We start from the raw sequence: 23,716 nt of genomic DNA, 5'->3' as shown, positions 1-23,716 counted from the left end.
AGTATATTCATCAGTAGATGAATTTTGCTGGAGCCTGCCATGTCGCTTATTCCCGGTCGTCCTAGGGGCGTCGTTCCATTTAGCGCCCAACCTGAATCGCCGCCCATTCTCGGTCGTCCGAAGGGGAGCTCAGACGCGCGCCAACGCTTAATTACCGCTGCCTTAAGTCTCTTTAGTCATCGCAGTTATCCTACTGTGTCTACCCGTGAAATCGCCCGCGAAGCCGAGGTCGATGCTGCGCTTATCCGTTACTATTTTGGTTCGAAAGCGGGTTTGTTCGAACAAATGGTGCGGGAAACCCTTGAGCCCGTATTCACCCGCTTACGCGAAATATCCGCGGCTGAAGCGCCGAATAATGTCGGCGAAATCATGCAGACCTACTATCGCGTTATGGCGCCCAACCCTGGCTTGCCACGGCTGATTATACGGGTATTGCAGGAGGGCGATGGCTCGGAACCCTATCGGATTATCTTGTCTGTGTTTGAGCAAGTGTTAACTTTGTCGCGGCAATGGCTCGAATCCACGTTAGTTAATTCGGGATTATTAAAAGAGGGTGTCGACCCCGATTTAGCACGGCTAAGTTTTGTGAGTCTTATGGTATTTCCGCTTATTGCCCCGCCCGTATTGATGCGTCAGTTCGGCTTTTTTAGTGCCGATACCGACGGTTTACAGCGTTTGGCCTTGCACAATATGCAGGTTTTTACGCAGGGACTTTTACGTGATCCAAGGAGCCAGTCATGAGCCCAACGAAGGGGTTGACCTTGTTAAATGGCAGTCAGTTAAGCAACAACATTGCATTAGCCAAGCGAATCATGACAGGTGTCGTTTTAGGCTGTTTGCTGCTGCAGTTAGCGGCTTGCAGCGAAGCGCCGCCGAGCGTCCTTGGCACAGTCGAGCGTGACAGGCTGACGCTTACCGCGCCCGTGGGTGAGTTGATTACTCGGGTGAATGTGGTTGAAGGTCAGCAGGTTAAGGCGGGCGAAGTGCTACTCACACTCGATTCGACCTCGGCCAATGCGCGCCTTGCCCTGCGTCAAGCCGAGCTTGAACAAGCCAAGGCTAAGCTGTCTGAGGCTGTGACTGGTGCGCGTTTAGAGGATATAGAACGCGCTAAGGCCGTGCTCGATGGGGCGAATGCCAGCGTGAAAGAAGCGCAGCGTGCGTTTGAGCGTACCAACCGTTTGTATGCCACTAAAGTGCTGAGCCAAGCGGATTTAGATACCGCCCGTGCGGCGCGGGATACCAGTTTAGCCAAGCAAGCCGAGGCGGAGCAAAGCCTGCGCCTATTAGAAAATGGCACCCGTAGTGAGCAGCTAGAACAAGCCAAAGCAGCGGTAGCCGCCGCCAGCGCCAGTGTCGCCATCGAACAAAAAGCCTTAGCCGACTTGAGCTTAGTGGCGGCGCGTGACGCCGTAGTCGATACCCTACCTTGGCGAGTAGGCGATCGCATTGCGGCGGGTACTCAGTTGATTGGTTTGTTGGCGAGCGAGCATCCCTATGTGCGGGTTTATCTGCCCGCGACTTGGTTAGATAGAGTGAAGGCGGGCGATAAGGTCAATATCCGAGTGGATGGCCGCGAAATGCCGATTGCTGGTACAGTGCGCAATATCCGCAGTCAACCCGCTTACACGCCGTTTTATGCGCTTAATGAACGTGACCGAGCACGGTTGATGTATCTGACTGATATTACTATTTCTGCCGAAGGTCAGGATTTGCCGACGGGCATGGCATTAGCCGTGGAGCTGCCATGAGCCACACCGATTTTGCTATCGAGACCCAAGGCATGACCCGCGCCTTTGGCGGCGTCAATGCGGTGGAAAACCTCGATCTCGCCATTCCCAAGGGCACTATTTATGGATTTCTTGGCCCCAATGGCTGCGGAAAGTCCACTTCAATTCGCATGTTGACTGGGCTGCTGAGCCCAACGTCGGGGGAAATCCGCGTCTTGGGTGAAACCTTACCCGGCGCCGAGGAAAAACTGCGTCGCCGCATCGGCTATATGACGCAAAAATTCTCCCTGTACGACAATCTTTCGGTGCGGGAAAACTTAGAATTTGTCGCGCAAATTTATGGTTTGAACCGCCGAGCCTCAAAGCTGCGGATAGCCGAGTTAGTCACACTATACGATTTAGTCGGCCGTGAAAAACAAATGGCGGGCTCCATGAGTGGCGGCCAGAAGCAGCGTTTGGCCTTAGCGGCGGCGACCTTGCATCACCCCGAATTGTTATTTCTCGACGAGCCGACCTCGGCGGTCGACCCCGAGAATCGGCGCGAGTTTTGGGAGCGCTTATTCGATCTCTGCGCCCAAGGCACCACGATTCTTGTGTCGACTCACTATATGGATGAAGCCGAGCGTTGCCACGGTCTGGCGATTTTAGAGCGGGGGATAAAACGCGCCGACGGTTCACCCCAGCAGCTGATGGCGGCGATGGGCGCTCGGGTGGTTGAAATTTCAGGGGATGATTTACGCAATTTAAAGCAATCATTGATCAGCGAGTCTGCCGTATTATCGGCGGCGCAAATCGGCAGTCGTTTACGGGTGTTAGTGCGCAGCGATATTGAAGATCCGCTCGCTTGGCTTAAACCTCGGGTTGCCAGCCGGACGATGGAAGAAGTGCGCGCTAGCCTAGAAGATGTGTTTGTCACTTGCACCGGCGAGCGTTTGGCTGGGGTGTCCAAGGGAGCAACTGACCATGTGGCGTAGAATTTTTGCAATTGTCGTCAAAGAGCTGCGGCAATTATCACGGGATCGTATGACCTTTGGCATGATAGTCATGATCCCGCTGGTGCAATTGATGTTGTTTGGTTATGCCATCAATACCGATGCGCGCCATCTGCCCGCGGGGCTGGTGAATTTGAGCGATTCTGCTTACAGCCGCTCATTGGTGCAGGCGGTGGAAGCGACGCAGGTGGTGGATTTCAAACAGCGTTATTTAAGTGCGGCCGAGGCAGAGGCGGCGATCACTCGCGGCGAAGTTAAAGCTGTGCTGTATTTGCCCGCCGATCTCGATGAGCGCTTAGTGCGTCACCCAAGCTTTGCGGGTCAGCAATATTTAGCTCAGCCAGTAGGGCAATGGCTGGTGGACGGTTCTGATACGGTTGTCGCCTCAACCATTCGTAGCCTTAGGCAAATGCCGCTGGATGAAGTCGCAGGGAGAGCGCAAAAAGCCGTGATGCCGAGTTTTGAAGTGGTGCAATATTTTAATCCTGAGCAACGCTCTGTGGTCAATATAGTGCCCGGCCTGCTGGGGGTGATTTTGACTATGACCATGGTGATGTTCACCTCCGCCGCCATAGTGCGTGAGCGCGAGCAGGGCAATATGGAGTTTTTGATCACTACGCCAGTACGGCCGCTGGAGTTGATGCTGGGTAAAATCGTGCCCTATGTGATCGTCGGCTTTGTGCAAGTGACCATTATCCTGAGCGCAGGGCATTTGTTGTTTGATGTGCCGATTCGTGGCGGGCTTGATTCCATCGCCCTTGCCGCTATGTTGTTCATTTGCGCTAGTTTAACTCTAGGATTAGTGATTTCGACCATAGCGAAAACCCAGTTGCAATCGATGCAAATGACGGTATTTATCCTGCTGCCATCGATTCTCTTGTCGGGGTTTATGTTCCCCTATGAGGCCATGCCCATCGCGGCGCAGTGGATTGCCGAAGCCTTACCCGCAACCCACTTTATGCGCATGTCACGGGCCATAGTGCTACGCGATGCTCAAGTGATGGATCTGCAATTTGATGCCCTGTGGATGATAGGTTTTACCTGTGTCGGGCTATTTATCGCCAGTATGAGATTCTCTAAGCGTCTAGATTAATATTGTTAACAGCATGCTGATAGCCGCATGACAGGCTATCAGCGACTGGGAATGAGGTTGTGCTAGCTTGGGCTGTGAATTATGATGCCGTTTTCCAAATCTAGGGTGAAACGGAGTTCAATTGGATATTCAATGGAAGCCAAAAACTTGGCTCGCAGTATTATTAGGTATATTTTTTCAGCCGTTTGTATTTTTATACGTTAATCAATTTAAATATTTTATTCGATATTGTATTGTTGCGCTGATTATAGCGGCCGTGGATGTATTTTTACACTCAAATTATTTCCCATTTAAATCGGGGAATATGGCTTGGCTTCAACATATTTACCTCTCTTGGTTATTTATTGTTATTTGTCCCATTCACGGGTTTATGATCGCCCATCGTTACGATATTACTCAACCCCGCCGCTGGTATGCTCGTTGGTGGATAGTGTTAGCAAGTTACGCTTTGATGATGTTGCCGCAGATTGTGTTACGAGGTTTTTTCTTTGAGCCTTTTAGTATTCCGGCCTCTTCCATGAAGCCGACGTTAGCGCCCGGCAATCATGTGTTGGTGAGCAAATATGGTTTTGGTAACTATCGATATCTAGGTTTTCAACTGGCTAAGTCGACGCCATCGGTCACACCCGCAAGAGGGGATATATTGGTATTTCAATACCCTGCAAACCCGAAAATTGACTATGTTAAACGTGTCATTGGTTTACCCGGCGATAGGATTATCTATCGTGATAAAACCATTTTTGTGCAGAAAGCCTGTGATGTATCGAGGGAAGCGTGTGCAGAATTGGACTCACAATACGAACGTATCGATAAAAATTTATTACCCGAGTTGAGCACTGAGACTCAAGCCGTTTACCAAGAGTCGCTGGATAACATTCACTATCAGGTATTATTACTCCGCCATCAGAAAGAACTGGTTGATCGCTATTATGTGCAGGAAAACACATTAAGGGGTGAATGGTTAGTTCCCGCTGGTCAGTATTTCGTCTTAGGTGATAACAGAGACAATAGCTTAGATAGTCGATATTTTGGGTTTATTCCTCAAGACTTGATTATTGGTAAAGTGATATATATTTGGTAAGGCTGAGTGCTGATGGGGATAACCTAATACGGGCTTATTGGTGTTATCCCTAATCAAACTGTTGCAAAGCATTTTAGCCAGAGGCTTTATTAACCTCTAGTGCCAAAATAGGTTGAATGTGTATTTTGAGATCCAATTAATAATCCAGAGTTTGATATAGCGCAAACTATAGATAAACAGTCGCGCTAAGCCATTGAAATCGATATTGCTTAATTAGGATATCCCTTACACTACCGCTAGGGCCATTGCCGCCATCATGCTTAGGGAGGGGAATTCATTATGCCTGCAATCATTTGTCATAGCGCGCTCGAAGCCGTTGCATTAATTCAAAGTGGCGAGACGCTGTGGACGCATTCCATGGGCGCCACGCCGCGTATCTTACTCGATGCGTTGGCGCAGCACGCACTCACTAAAGACAATCTTACCTTATTACAGTTACATACAGAGGGCGCTGAATCCTTAAGCCATCCGAGTTTACAGGGACATTTACGCCATCGCTGTTTCTTCGGTGGCGTGCCGACGCGAGCATTATTGCAAAGTGGTGATGCGGATTACGTGCCGATTTTCCTGTCGGAAGTGCCTAAGTTATTTCGCTCCGGCGAGCAAAAAATTGATACTGCTATTATCCAAGTCTCGCCGCCCGATAAGCACGGCATGTGTTCCTTAGGCATTTCGGTTGAAGCCACGCTCGCAGCCTGCCAAGTGGCGGGCAAGATCATCGCCCATATTAATCCACAAATGCCACGTACCCACGGCGATGGGTTTATCCATATCGACCGTTTTGCCGCTGTGTATGAAGAAAGTGCGGCCTTGCCGATCCATTCTTTTGGTACGGGCGATGCCGTGAGTCTGGCGATTGGCAAAAATGTCGCCCAATTGGTACGCGATGGCGATTGCCTGCAGATGGGCATAGGCGCAATCCCCGATGCCGTTTTATCTTGCTTAACCGACCATAAGGATTTGGGCGTTCACACTGAGCTATTTTCTGACGGCATATTACAACTGGTTGAAAAGGGCGTGATTAACAACAGCAAGAAGCGATTTTATCCGGGGAAACTGGTCACAGGTTTTGCCTTGGGTAGTCAAAAATTATACGACTATGTTGATGATAATCCTGCGGTTATCTTTATGGATATAGAGCAAGTCAACGACACGTCCATTATCCGTAAAAACCCTAATGTGATGGCAATTAACTCTGCGCTGCAGGTCGACCTTTCTGGCCAAGTGTGCGCCGATTCGATTGGCACTAAAATCTATTCCGGCGTCGGCGGCCAGATGGATTTCATCCGCGGCGCAGGATTATCCGAAGGTGGGCGCTCTGTAATTGCGCTGCCCAGCACGGCTGCGGGCGGCACAATTTCTCGCATCGCAAGCGTGTTATCACCTGGCGCGGGTGTCGTTACCACTCGGGCCCATGTGCATTATATTGTGACAGAATACGGCGCTGCCAATCTACGCGGTCGTTCACTGCGCGAACGGGCACAAGCGTTGATCGCCATCGCTCACCCAGATTTTAGGGAGCAACTGAGTCGTGATGCCTTCGAGGTGTGGGGATTAAATCTATAGCATTGTAAATCTTGGTGTTATGGCTTGCTGCCGAGTTTGCAGTGGTGCAAGCTCGTTTGAGCGTAAAGGGTTGGTTTTAATACGTCGTTTAATCGCGGTAAAGAGTCATTCGTCTGTCCCGATATGGTATAAACTCTTGGCGGGTTTGACCGACAGACTTATAAATAAAGGAGTCAATAATTTAAATGGATGAGATTGAATTAAAAGCATATTTAACAGAGAGGGTGTTATCTTTTTGTACGCGCTGGAACAGTATCGAAAATACCCTCTATACCGAAAGAACTGCCGAAGAAGATAAGCTACGGCAGGAATTGCCAGTGGCTGAATTCCATTATGCGAAGCAAACCGATTGGTTTGCTTTACTGAGTGAGCAAATAGCGCCATTATTTGACGATTTTTGTACCGATAAGCCCCGTGTTTACGGCGGAAAAGTGCGTAATTCCTTCGGGTTTCCTTCAAAATTTAATGGTTGCGATCATCCTCTTGAAGTGCAAATTACTTTAAAAAATAAAAGCAGAGCCGAAATCTATATTAAAACCAACACTAACTTCGAAGATGAGTATTTGTTTATTGCTCTCAAAAAAGCCGATGAATGGCGTATCGATAGCTATAAAAATCGTCGCTATGGCAATGAGAAATGGAGCGTACAAATCCTTTAATTCAGCTTAATCTCAATGCTTGACGTCAGTAAAAAATGACTAAAGCATTGAGTTTAGTAACGTCGGTTTAATTTAAGTGATGCACTGAGACACAAAAAATATTGTATAAATGGAACATCTTTATGCCATTAGATAATGCTCTTATTGCTCGAATCAAAGCCGAGACATTGCGGTTTACAACGGTTGAGGTTGAGCAATTTTTATTAGCTCATCCTGATAAAACCTTTCATGCCTTTGCTTTTGACACCCATGCCGAATACGCAGAATTAAATCTTTGTTTTAATACCGAGGCAGATTTTCAGCAGCGATTGGCCTATTACCAGTCTGGGAAATGGGCTGAGTCATACCAAAGCCCTGAGGCCATCCAAGAACTTAAATTCAATACAGGTGACTGGGAGTATCAATGTTTTAGTACATGTTACCTGCTTTCAGAGGATGAGTTGCAGACGATTCAACAGAGCTTACCCGAGGATGACTTTAGTGAGTGGGAGGAGATAGCACGGCAAATACGCGCAGTGTTTAACGAATGCCTAGTGCAGTTTACCCAAACTGAAGTCTATCAAGCGATCCCTAAAATCGATGGTTTTATGGCCTTTAGTATCGACCATGATGAAGATGTTGCTGATATGCTGGCTGATAGATTTTTATAGTTATTAAATTTAAAAAAAATTAAAATCAATATCTTATGCTTTTATTCGTCGGTCATGATATCCAATTGCACAGATTCTCCGATGACTTTGTTCAAGCCCTACACGGTTAACAATCATCACTTAAATCTATTCAACATAGGTTAATTGGGTATTGCGAGGGCATTTCAATCTACCTAAGCTATACAAAATAGCACCGCAGCTTTATTAAATTTAGTTGACTACTACACTCTTCATGATGAAAATACCGCGTTTTCTTCGAGATGATTTTGTATTTTATTGATATTATAGGTTTTTATGTTTGATATTAAATCTCGCTTAGCAAACAAATCGATTGGAGAATGGCATCAATGTATCGCATCCTTAGAAGACATACTTGATGTAGGCGTTGCACTTTGAGGAGCATGTGCTTCGACAACTTTTATCACCTCGCATCCATCAACACCAAAATACGATAGGTACCTGATTTATGGCTGATATGTTAGCCCAAGCAAAAGCCCGTCAATGTACCATCGCAATCGATGAACTTGTATATGATCCAGCCTCTCGCCAATTGAGCAAAAATGCTCAAGAAATTGAATTAGAACCTCGAAGCATAGAACTGCTTGAAGTCTTTTTACAGCAAACAGGTACTCCGATTGCGGCAGAAGACATTATCAGTCGGGTTTGGCAGAGCAATTATATTTCTAAAAATGTCCTGACTAATCGAATTAGTACGCTACGTGCCATTTTTAAAGAGAGCTCGCCTGAACTGGATGCAACTAAATTATTAGTGACTTATCCTAAAAAGGGTTACTACCTCAATGCGACGCGAGTTACTTTAATCGACAGCGCAGCTGATCTGATAGCACCATCGAAACCTGTTCAATCAAAGATAATGATTCATTTGGTTTATATGGGTCTGCTGATGATTGCGGGCTTTTTTATCTATCAACAGTCGCAAAAATTACCTATAATAGCGCCTGTTAATCCGCTCACCGCAACAACACGACAGGATGCTCATATCACTATTGCTGTGGTTGAATTGGTGCTAAACCGAATTCATGTCACCAATAGTGCTGCCAGTCCTTATGTTACAGCGATCAAAACCGCGTTACTTTCACAACTCGTCGCTTACCCCTATATCAATGTGCTTAATCAGGATGATCCAACCTATTTTTTAAGCCCGCTCAATGATAGTGAATATTGGCCTGGCGATGGCAACACCTTATTTTCGGACTACAAACTTAATTTGCGACTCGACAAAGCTCCTACATCCGATCAGCTTACTGCACGGGTTGAGTTGGTGTACCACAGCAGCGAAAAGCAAACGTATCGCGGTGAGTATATTCTCTCTACTGGCTCACTCGACCAAGATATACAAAAGATCACTGATGATTTGATTGATTATTTTAAGTTGCCAGTCATAGCCTCTGCCAATACAGAGCAAACTCATACCTTTATCAATCAAACTTTAGCGCAACAGCTAGATGCTGATAACCCCAGTATGTTTCAGGCCAATTATCTTGCCAGACGACTGTTGCTTGACCCAGAGCTCAAGTCTGATCAAATACAAACTTGGCTCAATCGTATCGACAAGTTGTTTCCTTTCCCGAGTGAAGAAACTGAAATTTGGCTGGGTCTGCTTGATTTTAGAATTGGAAATCATAAACGCGCACGTGAACGCTTGTTGAAGGGGCACTTCAATAATCAAATCGACAACGCATTTATTTATTTAGTGTTGTCAAATATTGCCCTTAAAGATGATAAACCTGAACTTTTCCGTTATTACTACCTTAAATCATTAGTCTCTTTGTCTTTAGTCGTACCGTCAAAAACGGTTTTTGAGCAGTTGTCCCGCGAGAAACTCACGAGTCAATGTTTAGGTGTGTGGGGCGTGTTATTCCAAGACAAAGCGCTTACCGCTGACATCCATTCTTGGGCAATGTTTGCTAATTATTGTGATACAGCCGCCCCATATCTTCCTAAAGCCTCTGCAAAAAGGTCGCAATGAAGCGACCTTTAAACTCTAATTAATGCTGCTTTGTCAGTAACCCTGCACCACCGACTGGATGGGCACCAGCAAGGTGATTGATGGCCATAATATCCTCGCCTTTGGCATCCTCAATAAAGCCTATCTTGATAGTTTGATTAGAAATAATTGCACGCACTAACTCTGCACTCGCACCTTGTTGTTGTAGGTATTGCTGACAAGGTACACTTTCTGAATCATTGATTTTTAAATCAAAATGCATAATAAGTCCCTGCTTTGCACTTACCGCCCCCACTGCGATACATTGTGGATTACCTTGCGCATCAGTCATTGATGCAGTCAATTGCACGGGAGCTGAACCATCACGGGTAAACTTGTACATATCATAGTCTAGTGGACTGCCATAAGCAGAGGGCGTTTCCCACTGACTTGGCAGTAAGCTTGTCATCAATGCCGCGGTTAAAGGTCTTGCTTTGACTTGGATTAATAGTGCCGATAACTGTGGGTTATCGTTAACACGCATCGTAAATCCTTTATCGGTGAACAGCGGTTCGATATTGTCGGCAAATTGATTGGCTTGCAATTGTGCTCTATGAGCATTCGATAGCGGAGTTAACCAAGTATCGCCACGCTCAATACTGGATTGCTCGATAGTGCACTTACCTAGTCCATCGCGGCTACAAAAGTTAACTTTGATATTATTGTCAAATGCGCTTAATTGGTTTGCTTTTGCATTGATGTTATACCAGTCTGCTGTAGTTTTTCCGACTTGCTTTACACTGGCTTGCAACTCTTGCTGAGAAGGATAGAGGTCGAGTGCAAAGCCAACACCTACATATTGGCTATAACCGTCGTTACCACGAATAAAATCGCCTTCGTCTTGTGCCAAGCTGAGCAAATAGATCCCTTCAGCATATCTACTTTTGGCTTTAGTGCCGCCATTCTCATCGGGCTTGGGTTTTGTACTGTTGTCTGTGCTTGAACCACCACATCCCATCAACACTGAACTTAACGCAGCAACGAGTAATACACAACGCAACATAAAACACCCTTAACAATAATGGCTAAGCTAGCCTTAACTTAAATTAAGTAACGACAACCGTTACAACTGCGGCGTAATTTAGGTATCGGTATAAAGGAGGTCAAAAAACAAAAGTGAATTAAATAATAATTTAATCTTAATTTTTATTTAATTTATTGATTTTTAATAGTAAAAATTAATTTTTGAACAGGCGTGATTTTGCAATGATGTGCTCGTGATATCGATACTTCTCTATACAACGGATGCCGCAATCACGCTCATAGCAGCATTTTTATGGCGAGTCACTGGATTGACTGCGCCTCATTAGCTTGGCTTATCGATAGCAATTGCAGCATTTATCCAATAGCAATGAAGCCATAGTTCGAAGCGTAAGGTTAATATTGTGGAATGCCTGAAAGCGTGAGACCAGCAATTTGCGCTAGGATTTCCCCATGCACTCTGCTAACAGTTTGACGAAAAAGTCGCTGCCTTTGCGTTCGCAAAAAGCGATGTTACGTTCTGGGATGGTTTCGGGATCGTTGTAGTTAGCAAGGGCTAACTCCATGCTGGCTTCGCGGATGATGTGTAGGGTTGGATAGGGCGCGCGGTTGGTGAAGTTGGCAGCCCCGTCCTGTGGTTCGCCATCGAAACAATAGTCTGGGTGGAAGGTGGCGAGTTGATATGTGCCTTCGTACTCGTGTTCGATAAGCGTATCGGTTGCCATGTCTACGAGGTCGAGATAGGCATAAAAACCCTCAAAACCTCGGGGCAGAATAAACAGTGTGGTTTCGGCTTCGGGGTGGGCGTCGAGGTATTGGCACTCTTCAATCAATGCCTTAAGCACGAGTTTGACTTTGGTTTGTTCCACCACCAGATACCGAATACTGCCGCGCTCGACTTCTTGTCTGGCGAAGGGGCAAATATTGTATTTCATGATCACTTTTTTGACCCAGTTGTCGGTTTGTTCAATGATCATGTCGATTTCGTTCATGGTGGTCGTGGCTCGTGCTGACAAAAATTAGGGGGCGATCATAGGGATGATAGACGCCACAAGCAAGACTGCCATAGTGATATTGAAGATCTTCTGTTGGCGCTCATTTTTTAAAATGCGCTTAAGGGCCACGCCAAAACCGAGCCACACAATGGCGCAGGGGAAGGCGACACATAAAAATACCGTTGCGATAGTAATCACTTGCGGAGTTAAATCTTGCTGCACGGACGTGAATGTTGCAATTGCGCCCACCGCCATGATCCAGCCCTTAGGATTCACCCATTGAAACGCTGCGGCTTGAATAAAACTAAAGGGTTTGGCAATGGCTTTGCCTTCCATCTTGCTACTGCTGTTGGCGATAAGCCAAGACAGATACAAAAGGTAACCTATGCCGACGACTTTAATCACTTGATGGATGATAGGATAGCTTTGGAAGAGCGCGCTTAAGCCTAAGCCAATTGCGAGGATCATGGTTGGGAAGCCAAGGCTTATTCCCAGCAGATGCGGAATACTGCGTTTCACGCCAAAGTTAACCCCTGAGGTCATCAGCATTATGTTGTTCGGCCCTGGGGTGATCCCCGATGAGAAGGCGAATAGCGCGATAGCGAGTATTAACTCCATGGATAGATCTCACACCTTTTGTTGTTGTTTTTGGCATTATGATAGGAAAATCTACCTCGAATTTACGTGCCGAAGTATGACTATCACTGACGTTAAGCGAAGCATTCTAGCGGGTAAACGGAACCGCGCCTATACGCAGGGTGGGCTTTATAAGTAACAAATCATAACGAATTGGACCGGGGTGATTGTCTTACCGTAGTCCTTGTCAATAAGCACGATTTAACACCATGATGCATATAGACTTTCAGTCTGAGAAATAGCAACTATCCTTAAGCTGTAAAAATCGCAATAAGGGAAAGAGCATGTATTTACCACAGAAAATTGGGCGTTTATTGACGCTTTTAACCATCAGTTTGGCCGTGTTGACGGCCTGTGTGAGTGTGGAGGATTCGCAGGTGTTGCGAACCACAGTCGTGACTTCGGGGGATTTGAGCCAATTACCGCCGAGCGCCATGACCTACAGTTGGCATCCCACTTTACAGAAAATCTTTGTTGATCCTAGGCTCGATAAACAGCAAGTCCAGCAACATATGCAGGATACCCTTAAAAAGGTGCTACTGACGAAAGGGTATCGCTGGGTAGAAGATACGCAACTCGCTGACTTCCAAGTAGGTTTTGGGGTTGCCATGGGTACACAAATGTCTGACGAGCAGATATTGGCCGCTGCAGGCTTAGTGCCGGGTCTGTCAAACCAAGGGGTGGATCCTAAAAAATACGATAAGGGTTCAGTACTCATTAGCCTTTTTAAGCCGACAGCGATCGTGGGGCAATCTTCTGAAATGGTATGGCGAGTCCTTGCCCAAGGCTTTGCCAACATTAAGGATATGGATGAAGTCAAAACCCGTTTCGATGGTTTAATCGATGAAATGTTGTCAGCGCTGCCCGTTACCCATGCGGTGCAATAAGCGGTGCAATAATGCCGTCAACTAGGCGCAATCATAAGGCGAGTGAGATACTCGCTTTGTTCTTTTAGGGAGGAAATGAGCGATAGGGTTTTTAGCTTTTATCCGAATTACGCTTAGTATCGTGAGATTTTAGTGATCATAGTTTAGGCTGTAACAAGCATAAACAGGACGATTTACCGTCCTGTTTATAGGACTTAGTCTGACGTCCGGTTAGCACTTATAAAGGGAGATTATTATGGCGCAAAGCATCTTTGTTAATTTGGCAGTCGAGAGCGTTCAGGATTCACGCGCTTTCTACTCAGGTCTTGGTTTTGGCATCAATGAGCAATACAGCAATGAGCAGGCTGCCTGCGTCGTCATTGCGGACAATATTTATGTGATGCTGCTGGCTAAGCCTTTTTTCTCTGGTTTTACCGATAAGGTGATTGCGGATGCTCATACCACGACAGAAGTGCTCAATTGCCTAGACTGCGACAGTCGGGAACGTGTCGATCACTTGGTTAAGCTTGCCGAGCAGCATGGCGGCAAAGCCTATCGTCAAGCGCAAGATCAAGGATTTATGTATGGCCATGCGTTTGAAGATCCCGATGGACATATCTGGGAACTTGTCTACATGGAAGCGCAAGGTTAGTGCATTCTCTTCACATTCCTCTAAACCAAGCTTGTCCAATAATAGCGCGCATTGCGTGAGACCTAAGCTGTACGCAAGGCAGCGCGCCTATGTTTAATTAACCAGCCTATCTTAAGCTGGCTTATTCCCTCGGTTGGAAATATGAGTCTCAAGAAATTCCTTTATAAAATCAAAATCATCCACATTTATTTCCCTAGGCGTGAACGACACTTGGCCGGAAATGTGGGCAAAGTTGATCGTGAAGCTACGTATGCCTCTGCGTTTTGAGTATTTTGTACTGGCAATGTCATCCAAAGGGACAAACTGCTGCTTCATCTCAAAAAGATGAAATTCGGCATCGTAAACATGAAAAATGAGGCCTTCTTGATAGATATCAATGTAATAGCCATCTGGCCCCGCTTCGGCTAATTTCCTTTGTTCATTTTTAGCGGCTTTGCCTAGTCTTATCGATTCAGAAATGATCATGAAGACGAAGAAAAATGCCACCACAACGGCTAAAACGACAACAATTGTAAATCCTATATCCCATGGTTCTGTCGAAAGCGATGCAGTCAGTTCCTTCCAAGGACCGCTTGCTATTATCAGCGGGATTATCAAGAGCAAAAATATTCCAGATTGCTTACTACGTAATTTTTGTTGGAATGCACAGCGACGGATAAAATGTTGAGGTCCTTGTTTCATCAAAAATATTCCATATAAAGATGTTTTTTACTTTGGGGAAGCCAAGCGCCACTTTCATCCATACGGAGGCAAGGCTCGAGTTCCTCGGGGTAATAACGAGACGGCGGCAATCAATTAACCTATGCTCTGGCACAGTTTCAATGCTTCAGCATGAGCATGCCGAGGTTTCGCTATCAGTGTGTTGATAACCATGACAGATAGCAACACACTGAATTGAATAAAAATGAAGTTATATTAGCTCCACGCTCACTTCATAGGCAGTGAATTTACGAATGTTAATCACACCGGTATCGAAGATCAGATACTGACCTTTAATCCCCTGTAAAATCCCGCTTACCACCTCATTTTTATCGAAGTTGTGGGAAGTGATCTTTTTCGGAAAGGTGTCGATGGGATAGTGAATTGACTGAATCGTTTCATCTAAACGCTCGATACTGTAATCGCCTTTTTGCATGCCGATTTCGTGCAACTTAGCCTCAATTTGCGGGATAAGTTCTGCAGCTTTAGCATTTAAATCGATATCATCGGCGTGGCCCTTGAGCATCGCTTGCCAATGGGTTTTATCGTTCACCAGTTTGGCCAATTCTACTTCTACTAAGCCTGAGAGTTGCCTTGTTGACACTTTAAAAATCGGCAAACCTTGGGTGGCACCTTGGTCAATCCAGCGGGTAGGCAGTTGCGTGTGGCGGGTAATGCCGACTTTAACGCCCGAAGTATTCGCCAAATACACATAATGTGGCACAAAACAGTGGCTCTGGGCCCACTCTGGCTCGCGGCAAGTACCTTGGTCGTAATGGCAGGTTTCCGGCTTCATGATGCACATATCGCAACTGGCGAGTTTTTGCATACAGACAAAACAATGGCCCTGCGAGTAACTCTTCTTGCTCTTTTTACCGCAGTTGCAGCAGAAGATATTGCCCGTGTGGGTCAAGGTTAATTGCTTGCCTATCAATGGATTGAGCGGGAGTAACTCATCACCGACAACGAGTTGATATTGCACTTGTTGCGCGTCATCTAACTGTACGCGCATCTTCTTTAGCGTTCCTAACATGGTAATCCTAATGTGTTGCGTTCTGGTGCAGCTTAGTCGCTCATCATGCGGTCTAGTGCACGCTTTCGTTATATCGTCATTGCGTGGCCGTTAGTATACAAGATTATCCAAGCCAGTTTAGATAGGAATTCTCGATAAGTGAGTCTTTGTAAACTGTACTCAACTCCATCATCTCAATCAGACTTTTTGAGGGTAATGATTTGAGTCTTATGATGAAAACCAGTAAGTTACCCAGCATTACAAATGGAGGTGTACTTATGCGGTTGGTTTTAGTGCTGATGTTTTTCTTTTCAACGGCTGTCTTCGCACAGACGGATAAGACGGTAATTCATTCCGAAATCTTGAATGATGACATCAACTTACAAATCCATTTGCCAGATACCTATGCGCATTCCAACGATTTTAACTATCCGGTATTAATCGTATTAGATGGCTCTACCCAATTTGAGCATGTGGCGGCGAATGTCGGTTTTTTAAGTACTTATGCCATCATTCCGGAAATGATCACCGTTGGCGTGAGTTCGAATCAACGGATGAAGTATTTCACGCCGACTCAAATCGCTAAATTTAAAGACAACTCCGGTGATGCTGAACAGTTCAGGCAATTTTTAGAGCAAGAGCTACTCAGCGAATTAGGCAAAAAATACCGCACCTCGGATTATCAAATACTTACGGGCCATTCCTTAGCTGGGCTGTTTACGAGTTATGTGGCCTTGACGCCTAATAGCCAATTTGATGCGGTGATTTCAATCAGTCCCAGTTTATGGTGGGACAGTGATTGGCTAGTGCTTAAGTCGACCGAGTTATTACACGCTAAGCGTGCAAAACCACTACGCTGGTTTTTGAGTATGGCAAGTGAACCCAATGAAATGGCAAGCGCGTTTGCGGCGCAAATTAAGCAGTTGCAAGACAGCTTAGACCCAAACCCATCGGGCACGGGTAACGCATCAAAGCAACTGCATTGGTTTTACAAACACTTCCCCGATGAAACCCACGACAGTACACCGCTTGTTGGCAATATTGAGGCGTTAAAGACCCTTTTTGCCGGTTGGAATGCTGTGCCTGAAATTGCCGTTATGCCACTCAAGGACATAAAACACTTCTATCGACAAAAGAGCGCTGAGTTTGGCTATGAATTTCCACTCTTTGCTCAGCAATATAATGTTTATGGACTCAAAGCCACTTATGAACAAAAAACGGCTTGGGGCGTTGAAATTCTTGAAGAAGGGACGCGCATGTTCCCCAATTCAGAGGTGCTTTGGGACAGTTTAGCGACCGCCTATGATCTGGATGGGCAGCTTGAGCAGGCGATTAAAGCCTCCGACAAAGCCGTGTTACTGGCAAAACAAACGGATTCCGTGTTTTTAAATGAGATCCTCAGTCAAGCTAAACACTTGCAGTCGCAAGCGAAAAAGTAACCGCTCCAAGAGAGGGGTTGACTACAAAGTTGCAACATGTTTGGACAAGTCTCACGCCGCTAGGTAATCTTGTGATCTTTTTGATTACTGAGAATTTATCTTGCCTGCCAACCTGTTATTACTGCTTGCCGCCGCGATTTGGGGCTTTGGATTTGTTGCCCAAACCTTAGGCATGGAACATCTTTCCCCCTTTGCGTTTAATGGTATTCGCTTTTTAATGGGGACGTTTAGTTTAGTGCCTTTGGTGTGGTACTTGCGTCGGCAAAATAAGCTGCATGTGAGTGCGCCTAAGGATTTAGTGCGCGGCAGTTTGCTGGTCGGAGTTTTACTGTTTGCGGGCGCGTCATTTCAACAGGTCGGTTTGCAATACACCACAGCAGCGAACGCTGGTTTTATCACTGGCCTATATAGTGTTAGTGCCTGTGCTTGGGTTAGCGCTAAAACATACAACAGGCTTGAATACTTGGCTTGGCTGCGCGATTGCCGCAGTCGGTTTGTATTTTTTAAGCGTTAAAGATGGCATGAGTATAGGTTATGGCGATGCCTTGCAGTTGGTGGGCGCCTTTTTTTGGGCATTGCACATTCTGGCGGTGGATCATTTTGCCAAGCGGATTTCGCCCGTGGTGTTAGCCATGATGCAGTTTTTTGTCTGCGGCGTGCTGAGTTTGATGGTGTCGGCGGTAATTGAAGTCACCACGCTCGATGGCGTGACGGCGGCTTGGGGTTCACTTTTCTATGCTGGGCTGATTTCGGTGGGAATTGCTTATACCTTGCAAGTGTTGGCGCAGAAAAATGCGCATCCTGCCCATGCGGCGATTATCCTCAGTTTAGAAACCGTATTTGCGGCCATTGGCGGCATTATTTTCCTCGATGAGAGTTTGAGTGTGCGGGCATTATTCGGCTGTGGCTTGATGTTGCTGGGGATGCTGATCTCCCAAGTGCCGCTGCGTTACTTAGTCAAATCTCGGCATCAAAAAGTGACTTAAACAAAAACGCCGCTGGCATCTGCTTAGCGGCGTTTCTATTTTATGCACTTTTTAAAAAGCGCTTTAAGTGCTGCCTGTAAATGCACGATCTAAATGTGTGGGCGTGCAAAGCGTTCGCTCGTCGTAAAGGTTAACGGCTTAATCTATCGAGCACGAGATCATCACCCAGGGCATAGAGGGATGTTACTAGTTGATCTTCTTGGGCGAGATCTGTGAGTCCAAGGCCGATAGTCGCCCGAAACAGGGCTATACCTGTGTGGCCAGCGGTTTCATATTGGCTACTAAACTGCTCGATATTGATGCCAAGGGCGTTGATCTTATTTGAGATATCGAGCACGAGTCCGGGTCTGTCATAGGCCACTAGGTTGTAGCTTAGGCGTTTGATGGGTTTAAGCGCGACCGAGGTTTTGGCGTAGGTGAGGGTGAGGCTATCGATGCACTCCAGCGCCTCAATAAGCTCATCCATACGCAGTGAAGGCACTTCAAGTAACAGAATAGCGGCAAAGATACCGTCGATATGGCGCAATTCCGAGTCGAGCCAGTTGCCGCCGTGACGGCTCACCGCATGGGCGATTTGTTCTACTAATCCTTTTCTATCAGGTGCTTGTAGTGTGATCAAATATCGTAGCATAGTGACTGACTCCTATTTTTTGTAAAAGGCACCTGTTTTAAAACGGGGTGTAACACAACTGTCATCTTTGCGTCATATAATCCAACGCACTTAGAATAAAGGATGTTGTTATTGCTCAGTTTACGTTCAAACAGTGTAAGCATAGCACTCGGCAAATCCTAGCGAAAAAACTCGCTGGCTATTAATAATAGAGGTTCTTAATGGAAAGTCAGGTCACTCAACCTGGTTCTGCATCGCACAGTATGCTTAAAGGCGGACGCTCGAATCGCAGGGCATTTAAGGATAAAGCGGCGCAAATCGGCGTCACTATCGGCGGCACTATGGTGTTTGTCGCCTTATTGTTGATCTTCTTTTATCTGTTGTATGTGATTAAACCTATTTTCGATAGTGCTGATGTCACACCTGTGAAGACGGTGAGCTATCAACACGCGGATGTTCCGACATTAATGGTGGGCGCTGAAGAGCAAAATGAGGTGATGTACCGTGTGGCTGTTGATGGCCAAGTGGACTTTTATACCGTTGCCGACGGTAACTTACTTTCTAGCTTTACACCGCCATTACCAGCGGGCGTGACTGTGACCAGTGCCGCCGTTGCCGTGCCGAGCGAACAGCGTTTTGCGCTGGGATTAAGTAATGGTCAGGTGCTAGTGGCTGGCTTAGAGTTTGGTTTGAGTTACCCAAACAACAAGCGTTTAATCACGCCTAAACTGCGTTATCCCGCAGGCGAAACCCCGATCACCATTAATGAAACGGGTGGGGCGATTAATAAACTGACCTTCAGCTATAGTTCAGACAAAATGAGTTTTGCCTATCAAGATGAGAACGGCATTTGGCGTCTGACTCGCCTCGAAGGGCAAGAGAACATGATGACTGAAGAAGTGGAGTGGGTTTCTACTACCTCACAAATTCAAGATGCGCCGAAGAAAGTCTCCCATGAGCTGATGACGCCAGACCAACGTCAATTGATGTTGCAAACCGGCAATAAAATCTTCGTGTATGACATCCGTGATATTGACAGCCTAGATTTGTTGCAGGTGATTGATGTTGAACGGGCTAAAGCCCAAGTGAATAATGTGGCTTTGCTGGCTGGGGCGAGTTCATTACTGGTCAGCTACGACACAGGTATTGTGGCTCAGTACTTCCAAGTTAGTGGTCCAAAAGGGCGTTTATATCAGGAAATTCGCCAGTTTGATGACTTACCGCCTATTGAGTCTATTACTTCCGAATTCTACCGTAAGAGTTTTGCAACTGTGAGCCCAGAGGGCGAGCTGACATTGCTCTACACTACGAGTCATCGTGAACTGTTTGATGAAAAATTCGACCTTAAAAACCCAGGTAAAATGGGCTTTACCCCACGCTCAAACGGCATAGTCGTTGAAGCGGATAAAAAGCTGCATATCTTCAGTGTGGAAAACTCTCACCCAGAAGTGTCATGGAGCGCTATGTGGGACAAGGTGTGGTACGAAGGTTATCCAGAGCCTAAATACGTGTGGCAATCAACCTCGGGTTCTGACGATTTCGAAGCTAAGCTGAGCTTAATGCCATTGGCCTACGGTACGATGAAAGCGGCATTCTATGCCATGTTGTTTGCCGTGCCTTTAGCCATTGCTGGTGCGATTTACACTGCTTACTTTATGTCGCCTAAGGTGCGCGGTTTCGTTAAACCGACCATCGAAATCATGGAAGCCTTACCGACGGTTATCTTAGGTTTCTTGGCGGGTCTGTGGTTAGCGCCGCTGATCGAAGAACATCTTCCCGGCATCCTGATCTTATTGATCCTCTTGCCAACCTCTATTCTCGCATCGGCCTATGGCTGGAGTCAGTTACCTGCAGCTTGGAAACAACGTTTACCCGAAGTGTACCAAGAGCTGATGTTGATCCCTGTGGTCTGTTTCGTGGGTTGGTTCTCTTTTGCCATCAGCCCTATCATCGAAGTGGCGCTGTTTGATGGTAATACCCGTCAATTTATCACTAATGAACTGGGCATTACCTTCGACCAACGTAACGCGCTGGTAGTCGGTATAGCCATGGGCTTTGCGGTTATTCCAACGATTTTCTCTATCGCGGAAGATGCGATTTTCTCTGTGCCACGTCATTTATCGAACGGCAGTTTAGCCTTAGGTGCGACGCCTTGGCAGACACTAACACGCGTGGTGTTGTTAACTGCAAGTCCGGGTATTTTCTCGGCCATCATGATGGGCCTAGGCCGCGCTGTGGGCGAGACCATGATAGTACTGATGGCCACAGGTAACACTGCGATTATGGAATGGAGCGTGTTTGAAGGGATGCGAACCTTGGCAGCAAACATTGCGGTTGAAATGCCTGAGTCGGCAATCGGTAGTTCGCATTACCGCGTGCTCTTCCTCGCGGCGTTCGTACTATTCATCTTTACATTCTTCTTTAACACCATTGCAGAAGTGGTGAGACAGCGTCTACGTGAACGCTATAGCTCGCTGTAACGGGGATAAGACAATGACACTAAATACAATTTCGCCAGTGACCTTGAGAGGTTTGTGCAATGGGTAAGTGGGTAAAATCAGGCTCGCCATGGATATGGATGACGGGCGGTGCGGTGAGCATCAGTTTGATTGCCGTCTTAGGCTTATTACTGTTAATCGCTTGGCGTGGCTTAAGTTACTTTTGGCCAGCAACGGTTTACCAGTGGGAACTCGAAGATAACACGGGTGTACGTTCAACCTTAATTGGTGAAGTTTACGATAGGGAAGAAGTCCCGACTGAGCGTTTGATTGCTGCGGGCCATGTGTTTAAAGAGCATCCTGGCGAGTTCGTCACCCGTTATTTAGTGAAGACAGGTAACCGCGAATTTGTGGGGCTGGATTTCCGCTGGATATTAAGCACTGACATTCTGAGCCGTTCTACGCCAAGCGATGTTGCCATGATTGAGCGGGCTAAAAACGGTAACTTCTACGGTTATCCAATCGCTGTGATTGAAAACGGCAAGCGTCTGGATTTAGTCAACGATGCGATTGAATCTTCCTTGATGGAGCATATCGAACGCGCTGTGGCCTTATCGGACAAAGCGGTGGATTTGCAGAAGCAAGACATTGGTTCGATTAACTACGCGATTGAAAAGCTGCGTTTGCAGGAGCGTCGTTACGAGTTAGAGGGTGAACTCACTGATAGCAACAAAGCTGAGTTAGAGGCCAAGCGAGCACAACTGCAGAAAGATTACTTAGTGCTTGAAAAAGCGTTATTTGCCTTACGTGATGAAGCCGCGCGTGACTCGGTAATCGTGCGTGATATGCGCGGTGAAGAAGTCGAGCTTAAGCTGGATACCGTGCTGGATGTGACCTATGTAAACCACTTAAGCTTCATTGGCAAAATAGGTAAATGGTTCGTCGGTATCGGCCGCTTTGTGAGTGACGACCCGCGTGAAGCCAACACTGAGGGCGGCGTGTTCCCCGCGATTTTTGGTACCGTTTTTATGGTGCTGCTAATGGCCGTTATTGTGACGCCATTTGGTGTGGTCGCGGCTGTGTATCTGCATGAATATGCGAAGAAAGGCCCTATTACTAAGATGATCCGCATTGCGGTGATTAACTTAGCGGGTGTGCCATCAATTGTGTATGGTGTGTTTGGTTTAGGTTTCTTCGTTTACATGATGGGCGGCTCTATCGACCAATTGTTTTACCCTGAAGCGTTACCGTCACCGACCTTTGGTTCACCTGGGGTGATTTGGTCGGCATTAACCTTAGCCATTTTAACCTTGCCTGTGGTCATCGTTTCGACCGAAGAAGGTTTGAGCCGTATTCCGAGCGCGGTGCGTCAGGGTAGTTTGGCACTGGGCGCCACGAAAGCTGAGACACTGTGGCGCATTGTGATCCCAATGGCGAGCCCAGCTATCATGACGGGTTTGATTTTAGCGGTCGCCCGCGCCGCCGGTGAAGTGGCCCCATTGATGTTGGTGGGTGTAGTGAAACTCGCACCCACATTACCACTGGACTTTAACTTCCCGTTTGTGCATTTAGAACGTAAGTTCATGCACTTAGGCTTCCATATTTATGATGTGGGCTTCCAGAGCCCTAACGTTGAAGCGGCACGTCCTCTGGTGTATGCGACTTCCTTCTTGCTGGTGTCTGTGATTGTGGCACTTAACTTGACGGCCATTGGCGTACGTAACCATTTACGTGAAAAATATCGTTCGCTTGAGCACTAATCAGCGATTATCCTGAAAGTATTAGGACTGAATATGATTTCTATAGATTCGACAGCAATGAAAACCAACAACTTTGATTTAGCGAACTTAAGCCAGACTGACACAGCGTTGGAGATCCGTAACTTAGATTTGCGCTATGGCAGTAAACAAGCGCTGTTTAATGTATCGATGAAGATCCCCAAAAAACAAGTGACCGCCTTTATCGGCCCTAGTGGTTGTGGTAAGTCAACATTATTGCGCTGTATTAATCGCATGAACGACTTGGTGGATAACTGCCATATCGACGGTGAAATTTTGCTGCACGGTCAGAATATTTACGACAAGAAAATCGACGTCGCGGCCCTGCGCCGTAACGTGGGTATGGTGTTCCAGCGCCCGAATCCGTTTCCTAAGTCGATTTATGAAAACGTCGTTTATGGTTTGAGATTGCAAGGGTTGAATAACCGTCGTGAACTCGACGAAGCGGCCGAGCGTTCGCTGCGCGGCGCGGCGATTTGGGACGAAGTCAAAGACAGATTGCACGATAACGCCTTTGGTTTATCTGGCGGTCAGCAGCAACGTCTGGTGATTGCCCGTGCCATTGCCATCGAGCCTGAAGTGTTGTTACTCGATGAACCCACATCGGCACTCGATCCTATTTCGACATTGACGATTGAAGAGCTGATCACCGAGCTTAAGACGAAATACACTGTGGTTATTGTGACTCACAACATGCAACAGGCGGCGCGGGTGTCAGATCAAACGGCCTTTATGTATATGGGTGAATTGGTCGAATACGCGGATACCAACACGATTTTCACCACGCCGAAAAAACGTAAGACCGAAGATTACATCACAGGACGTTACGGTTAATCAGCTCGGTA

Annotated in this window: 21 protein-coding genes and 1 pseudogene; 16 read left to right on the top strand and 6 right to left on the bottom strand. The window is 46.7% G+C overall.

Annotation, left to right across the window (positions count from 1 at the left end):
* The first annotated feature begins 39 nt into the window (after positions 1-39).
* The 9 genes from Q4Q54_RS02450 (at position 40) to Q4Q54_RS02410 (ending at position 9,761) form a co-directional block, all read left to right on the top strand.
* Positions 40-741 (top strand): TetR/AcrR family transcriptional regulator, encoded by a 702-nt coding sequence (locus tag Q4Q54_RS02450; protein ID WP_311987582.1) that lies wholly within the window; start codon positions 40-42, stop codon positions 739-741.
* 71 nt (positions 742-812) lie between these two features.
* The gene (locus Q4Q54_RS02445) at positions 813-1,751 is read left to right on the top strand and encodes an HlyD family secretion protein (RefSeq protein ID WP_409438275.1); all 939 of its coding nucleotides are present in this window, start codon (positions 813-815) and stop codon (positions 1,749-1,751) included.
* On the top strand, positions 1,748-2,704 hold the full coding sequence (locus tag Q4Q54_RS02440) for an ABC transporter ATP-binding protein (RefSeq protein WP_311987578.1): 957 nt from the start codon (positions 1,748-1,750) through the stop codon (positions 2,702-2,704). Before Q4Q54_RS02445 ends, Q4Q54_RS02440 begins: the two co-directional genes overlap by 4 nt.
* Entirely contained in the window at positions 2,694-3,815 is a 1,122-nt protein-coding gene (locus Q4Q54_RS02435; protein WP_311987576.1) for an ABC transporter permease, read from the top strand. Before Q4Q54_RS02440 ends, Q4Q54_RS02435 begins: the two co-directional genes overlap by 11 nt.
* Positions 3,816-4,119: 304 nt before the next feature.
* Positions 4,120-4,896 (top strand): signal peptidase I, encoded by a 777-nt coding sequence (lepB, locus tag Q4Q54_RS02430; RefSeq protein WP_311987575.1) that lies wholly within the window; start codon positions 4,120-4,122, stop codon positions 4,894-4,896.
* A 279-nt stretch (positions 4,897-5,175) separates the two neighbouring features.
* Positions 5,176-6,462, top strand: coding sequence for an acetyl-CoA hydrolase/transferase C-terminal domain-containing protein (locus Q4Q54_RS02425; protein WP_311987573.1), 1,287 nt, complete (start codon positions 5,176-5,178; stop codon positions 6,460-6,462).
* 185 nt (positions 6,463-6,647) lie between these two features.
* Complete coding sequence (locus tag Q4Q54_RS02420) at positions 6,648-7,121, top strand: RhsIA family immunity protein (protein ID WP_259563264.1); 474 nt, start codon at positions 6,648-6,650, stop codon at positions 7,119-7,121.
* Positions 7,122-7,243: 122 nt separating this feature from the next.
* On the top strand, positions 7,244-7,771 hold the full coding sequence (locus Q4Q54_RS02415; RefSeq protein ID WP_259563265.1) for a DUF4303 domain-containing protein: 528 nt from the start codon (positions 7,244-7,246) through the stop codon (positions 7,769-7,771).
* 466 nt (positions 7,772-8,237) lie between these two features.
* The gene (locus Q4Q54_RS02410) at positions 8,238-9,761 is read left to right on the top strand and encodes a winged helix-turn-helix domain-containing protein (RefSeq protein ID WP_259563266.1); all 1,524 of its coding nucleotides are present in this window, start codon (positions 8,238-8,240) and stop codon (positions 9,759-9,761) included.
* A 19-nt stretch (positions 9,762-9,780) separates the two neighbouring features.
* Here the strand turns inward: Q4Q54_RS02410 and Q4Q54_RS02405 are convergent, their stop codons facing one another.
* From Q4Q54_RS02405 to Q4Q54_RS02395, 3 genes are all read right to left on the bottom strand, one after another.
* Positions 9,781-10,782, bottom strand: a complete 1,002-nt coding sequence (locus Q4Q54_RS02405) for a hypothetical protein (RefSeq protein WP_311889203.1) — start codon at positions 10,780-10,782, stop codon at positions 9,781-9,783.
* 418 nt (positions 10,783-11,200) lie between these two features.
* Complete coding sequence (locus tag Q4Q54_RS02400; protein WP_311987570.1) at positions 11,201-11,752, bottom strand: DUF1415 domain-containing protein; 552 nt, start codon at positions 11,750-11,752, stop codon at positions 11,201-11,203.
* Positions 11,753-11,779: 27 nt separating this feature from the next.
* The gene (locus Q4Q54_RS02395; protein ID WP_012088771.1) at positions 11,780-12,373 is read right to left on the bottom strand and encodes a LysE family translocator; all 594 of its coding nucleotides are present in this window, start codon (positions 12,371-12,373) and stop codon (positions 11,780-11,782) included.
* Positions 12,374-12,675: 302 nt separating this feature from the next.
* Here Q4Q54_RS02395 and Q4Q54_RS02390 point away from each other — a divergent pair, with 302 nt between their 5' ends.
* Together Q4Q54_RS02390 and Q4Q54_RS02385 are read left to right on the top strand one after the other, a co-directional pair.
* Positions 12,676-13,278, top strand: coding sequence for a DUF4136 domain-containing protein (locus Q4Q54_RS02390; protein WP_220777320.1), 603 nt, complete (start codon positions 12,676-12,678; stop codon positions 13,276-13,278).
* A 235-nt stretch (positions 13,279-13,513) separates the two neighbouring features.
* Positions 13,514-13,909 carry a VOC family protein gene (locus Q4Q54_RS02385; protein ID WP_311987568.1) on the top strand — a complete coding sequence of 132 codons (396 nt, stop codon included), beginning with the start codon at positions 13,514-13,516 and terminating at the stop codon, positions 13,907-13,909.
* Positions 13,910-14,020: 111 nt separating this feature from the next.
* Here the strand turns inward: Q4Q54_RS02385 and Q4Q54_RS02380 are convergent, their stop codons facing one another.
* Both Q4Q54_RS02380 and Q4Q54_RS02375 read right to left on the bottom strand, forming a co-directional pair.
* Positions 14,021-14,590, bottom strand: coding sequence for a hypothetical protein (locus Q4Q54_RS02380; protein WP_220777318.1), 570 nt, complete (start codon positions 14,588-14,590; stop codon positions 14,021-14,023).
* Positions 14,591-14,819: 229 nt separating this feature from the next.
* Positions 14,820-15,641, bottom strand: coding sequence for a DUF2797 domain-containing protein (locus Q4Q54_RS02375; protein ID WP_220592523.1), 822 nt, complete (start codon positions 15,639-15,641; stop codon positions 14,820-14,822).
* A 257-nt stretch (positions 15,642-15,898) separates the two neighbouring features.
* On the opposite strand from Q4Q54_RS02375, the gene Q4Q54_RS02370 reads away from it, so the two are divergent.
* The gene (locus tag Q4Q54_RS02370; protein WP_311987566.1) at positions 15,899-17,059 is read left to right on the top strand and encodes an alpha/beta hydrolase-fold protein; all 1,161 of its coding nucleotides are present in this window, start codon (positions 15,899-15,901) and stop codon (positions 17,057-17,059) included.
* A gap of 100 nt (positions 17,060-17,159) precedes the next feature.
* Positions 17,160-18,045, top strand: a pseudogene (locus Q4Q54_RS02365) (DMT family transporter).
* 130 nt (positions 18,046-18,175) lie between these two features.
* Here Q4Q54_RS02365 and Q4Q54_RS02360 read toward each other — a convergent pair.
* Positions 18,176-18,676 carry a glycine cleavage system protein R gene (locus Q4Q54_RS02360; protein ID WP_259520947.1) on the bottom strand — a complete coding sequence of 167 codons (501 nt, stop codon included), beginning with the start codon at positions 18,674-18,676 and terminating at the stop codon, positions 18,176-18,178.
* A gap of 200 nt (positions 18,677-18,876) precedes the next feature.
* On the opposite strand from Q4Q54_RS02360, the gene Q4Q54_RS02355 reads away from it, so the two are divergent.
* From Q4Q54_RS02355 to pstB, 3 genes are read left to right on the top strand one after another with little or no spacing between them, the layout of a single operon-like run.
* On the top strand, positions 18,877-21,135 hold the full coding sequence (locus Q4Q54_RS02355) for an ABC transporter permease subunit (RefSeq protein ID WP_311987564.1): 2,259 nt from the start codon (positions 18,877-18,879) through the stop codon (positions 21,133-21,135).
* 59 nt (positions 21,136-21,194) lie between these two features.
* On the top strand, positions 21,195-22,853 hold the full coding sequence (gene pstA / locus Q4Q54_RS02350) for a phosphate ABC transporter permease PstA (RefSeq protein ID WP_220592527.1): 1,659 nt from the start codon (positions 21,195-21,197) through the stop codon (positions 22,851-22,853).
* 33 nt (positions 22,854-22,886) lie between these two features.
* A complete protein-coding gene (gene pstB / locus Q4Q54_RS02345) occupies positions 22,887-23,705 on the top strand; it encodes a phosphate ABC transporter ATP-binding protein PstB (protein ID WP_106650092.1) in 819 nt (272 codons plus the stop codon).
* Positions 23,706-23,716: the final 11 nt, after the last annotated feature.

Source organism: Shewanella sp. SP2S2-4, assembly GCF_031932025.1.
In the GTDB taxonomy this organism is placed as follows: Bacteria; Pseudomonadota; Gammaproteobacteria; order Enterobacterales; family Shewanellaceae; genus Shewanella; species Shewanella baltica.
Note: the sequence above shows the minus strand (reverse complement) of the source record. Positions and strands in the feature narration are given on the sequence as shown.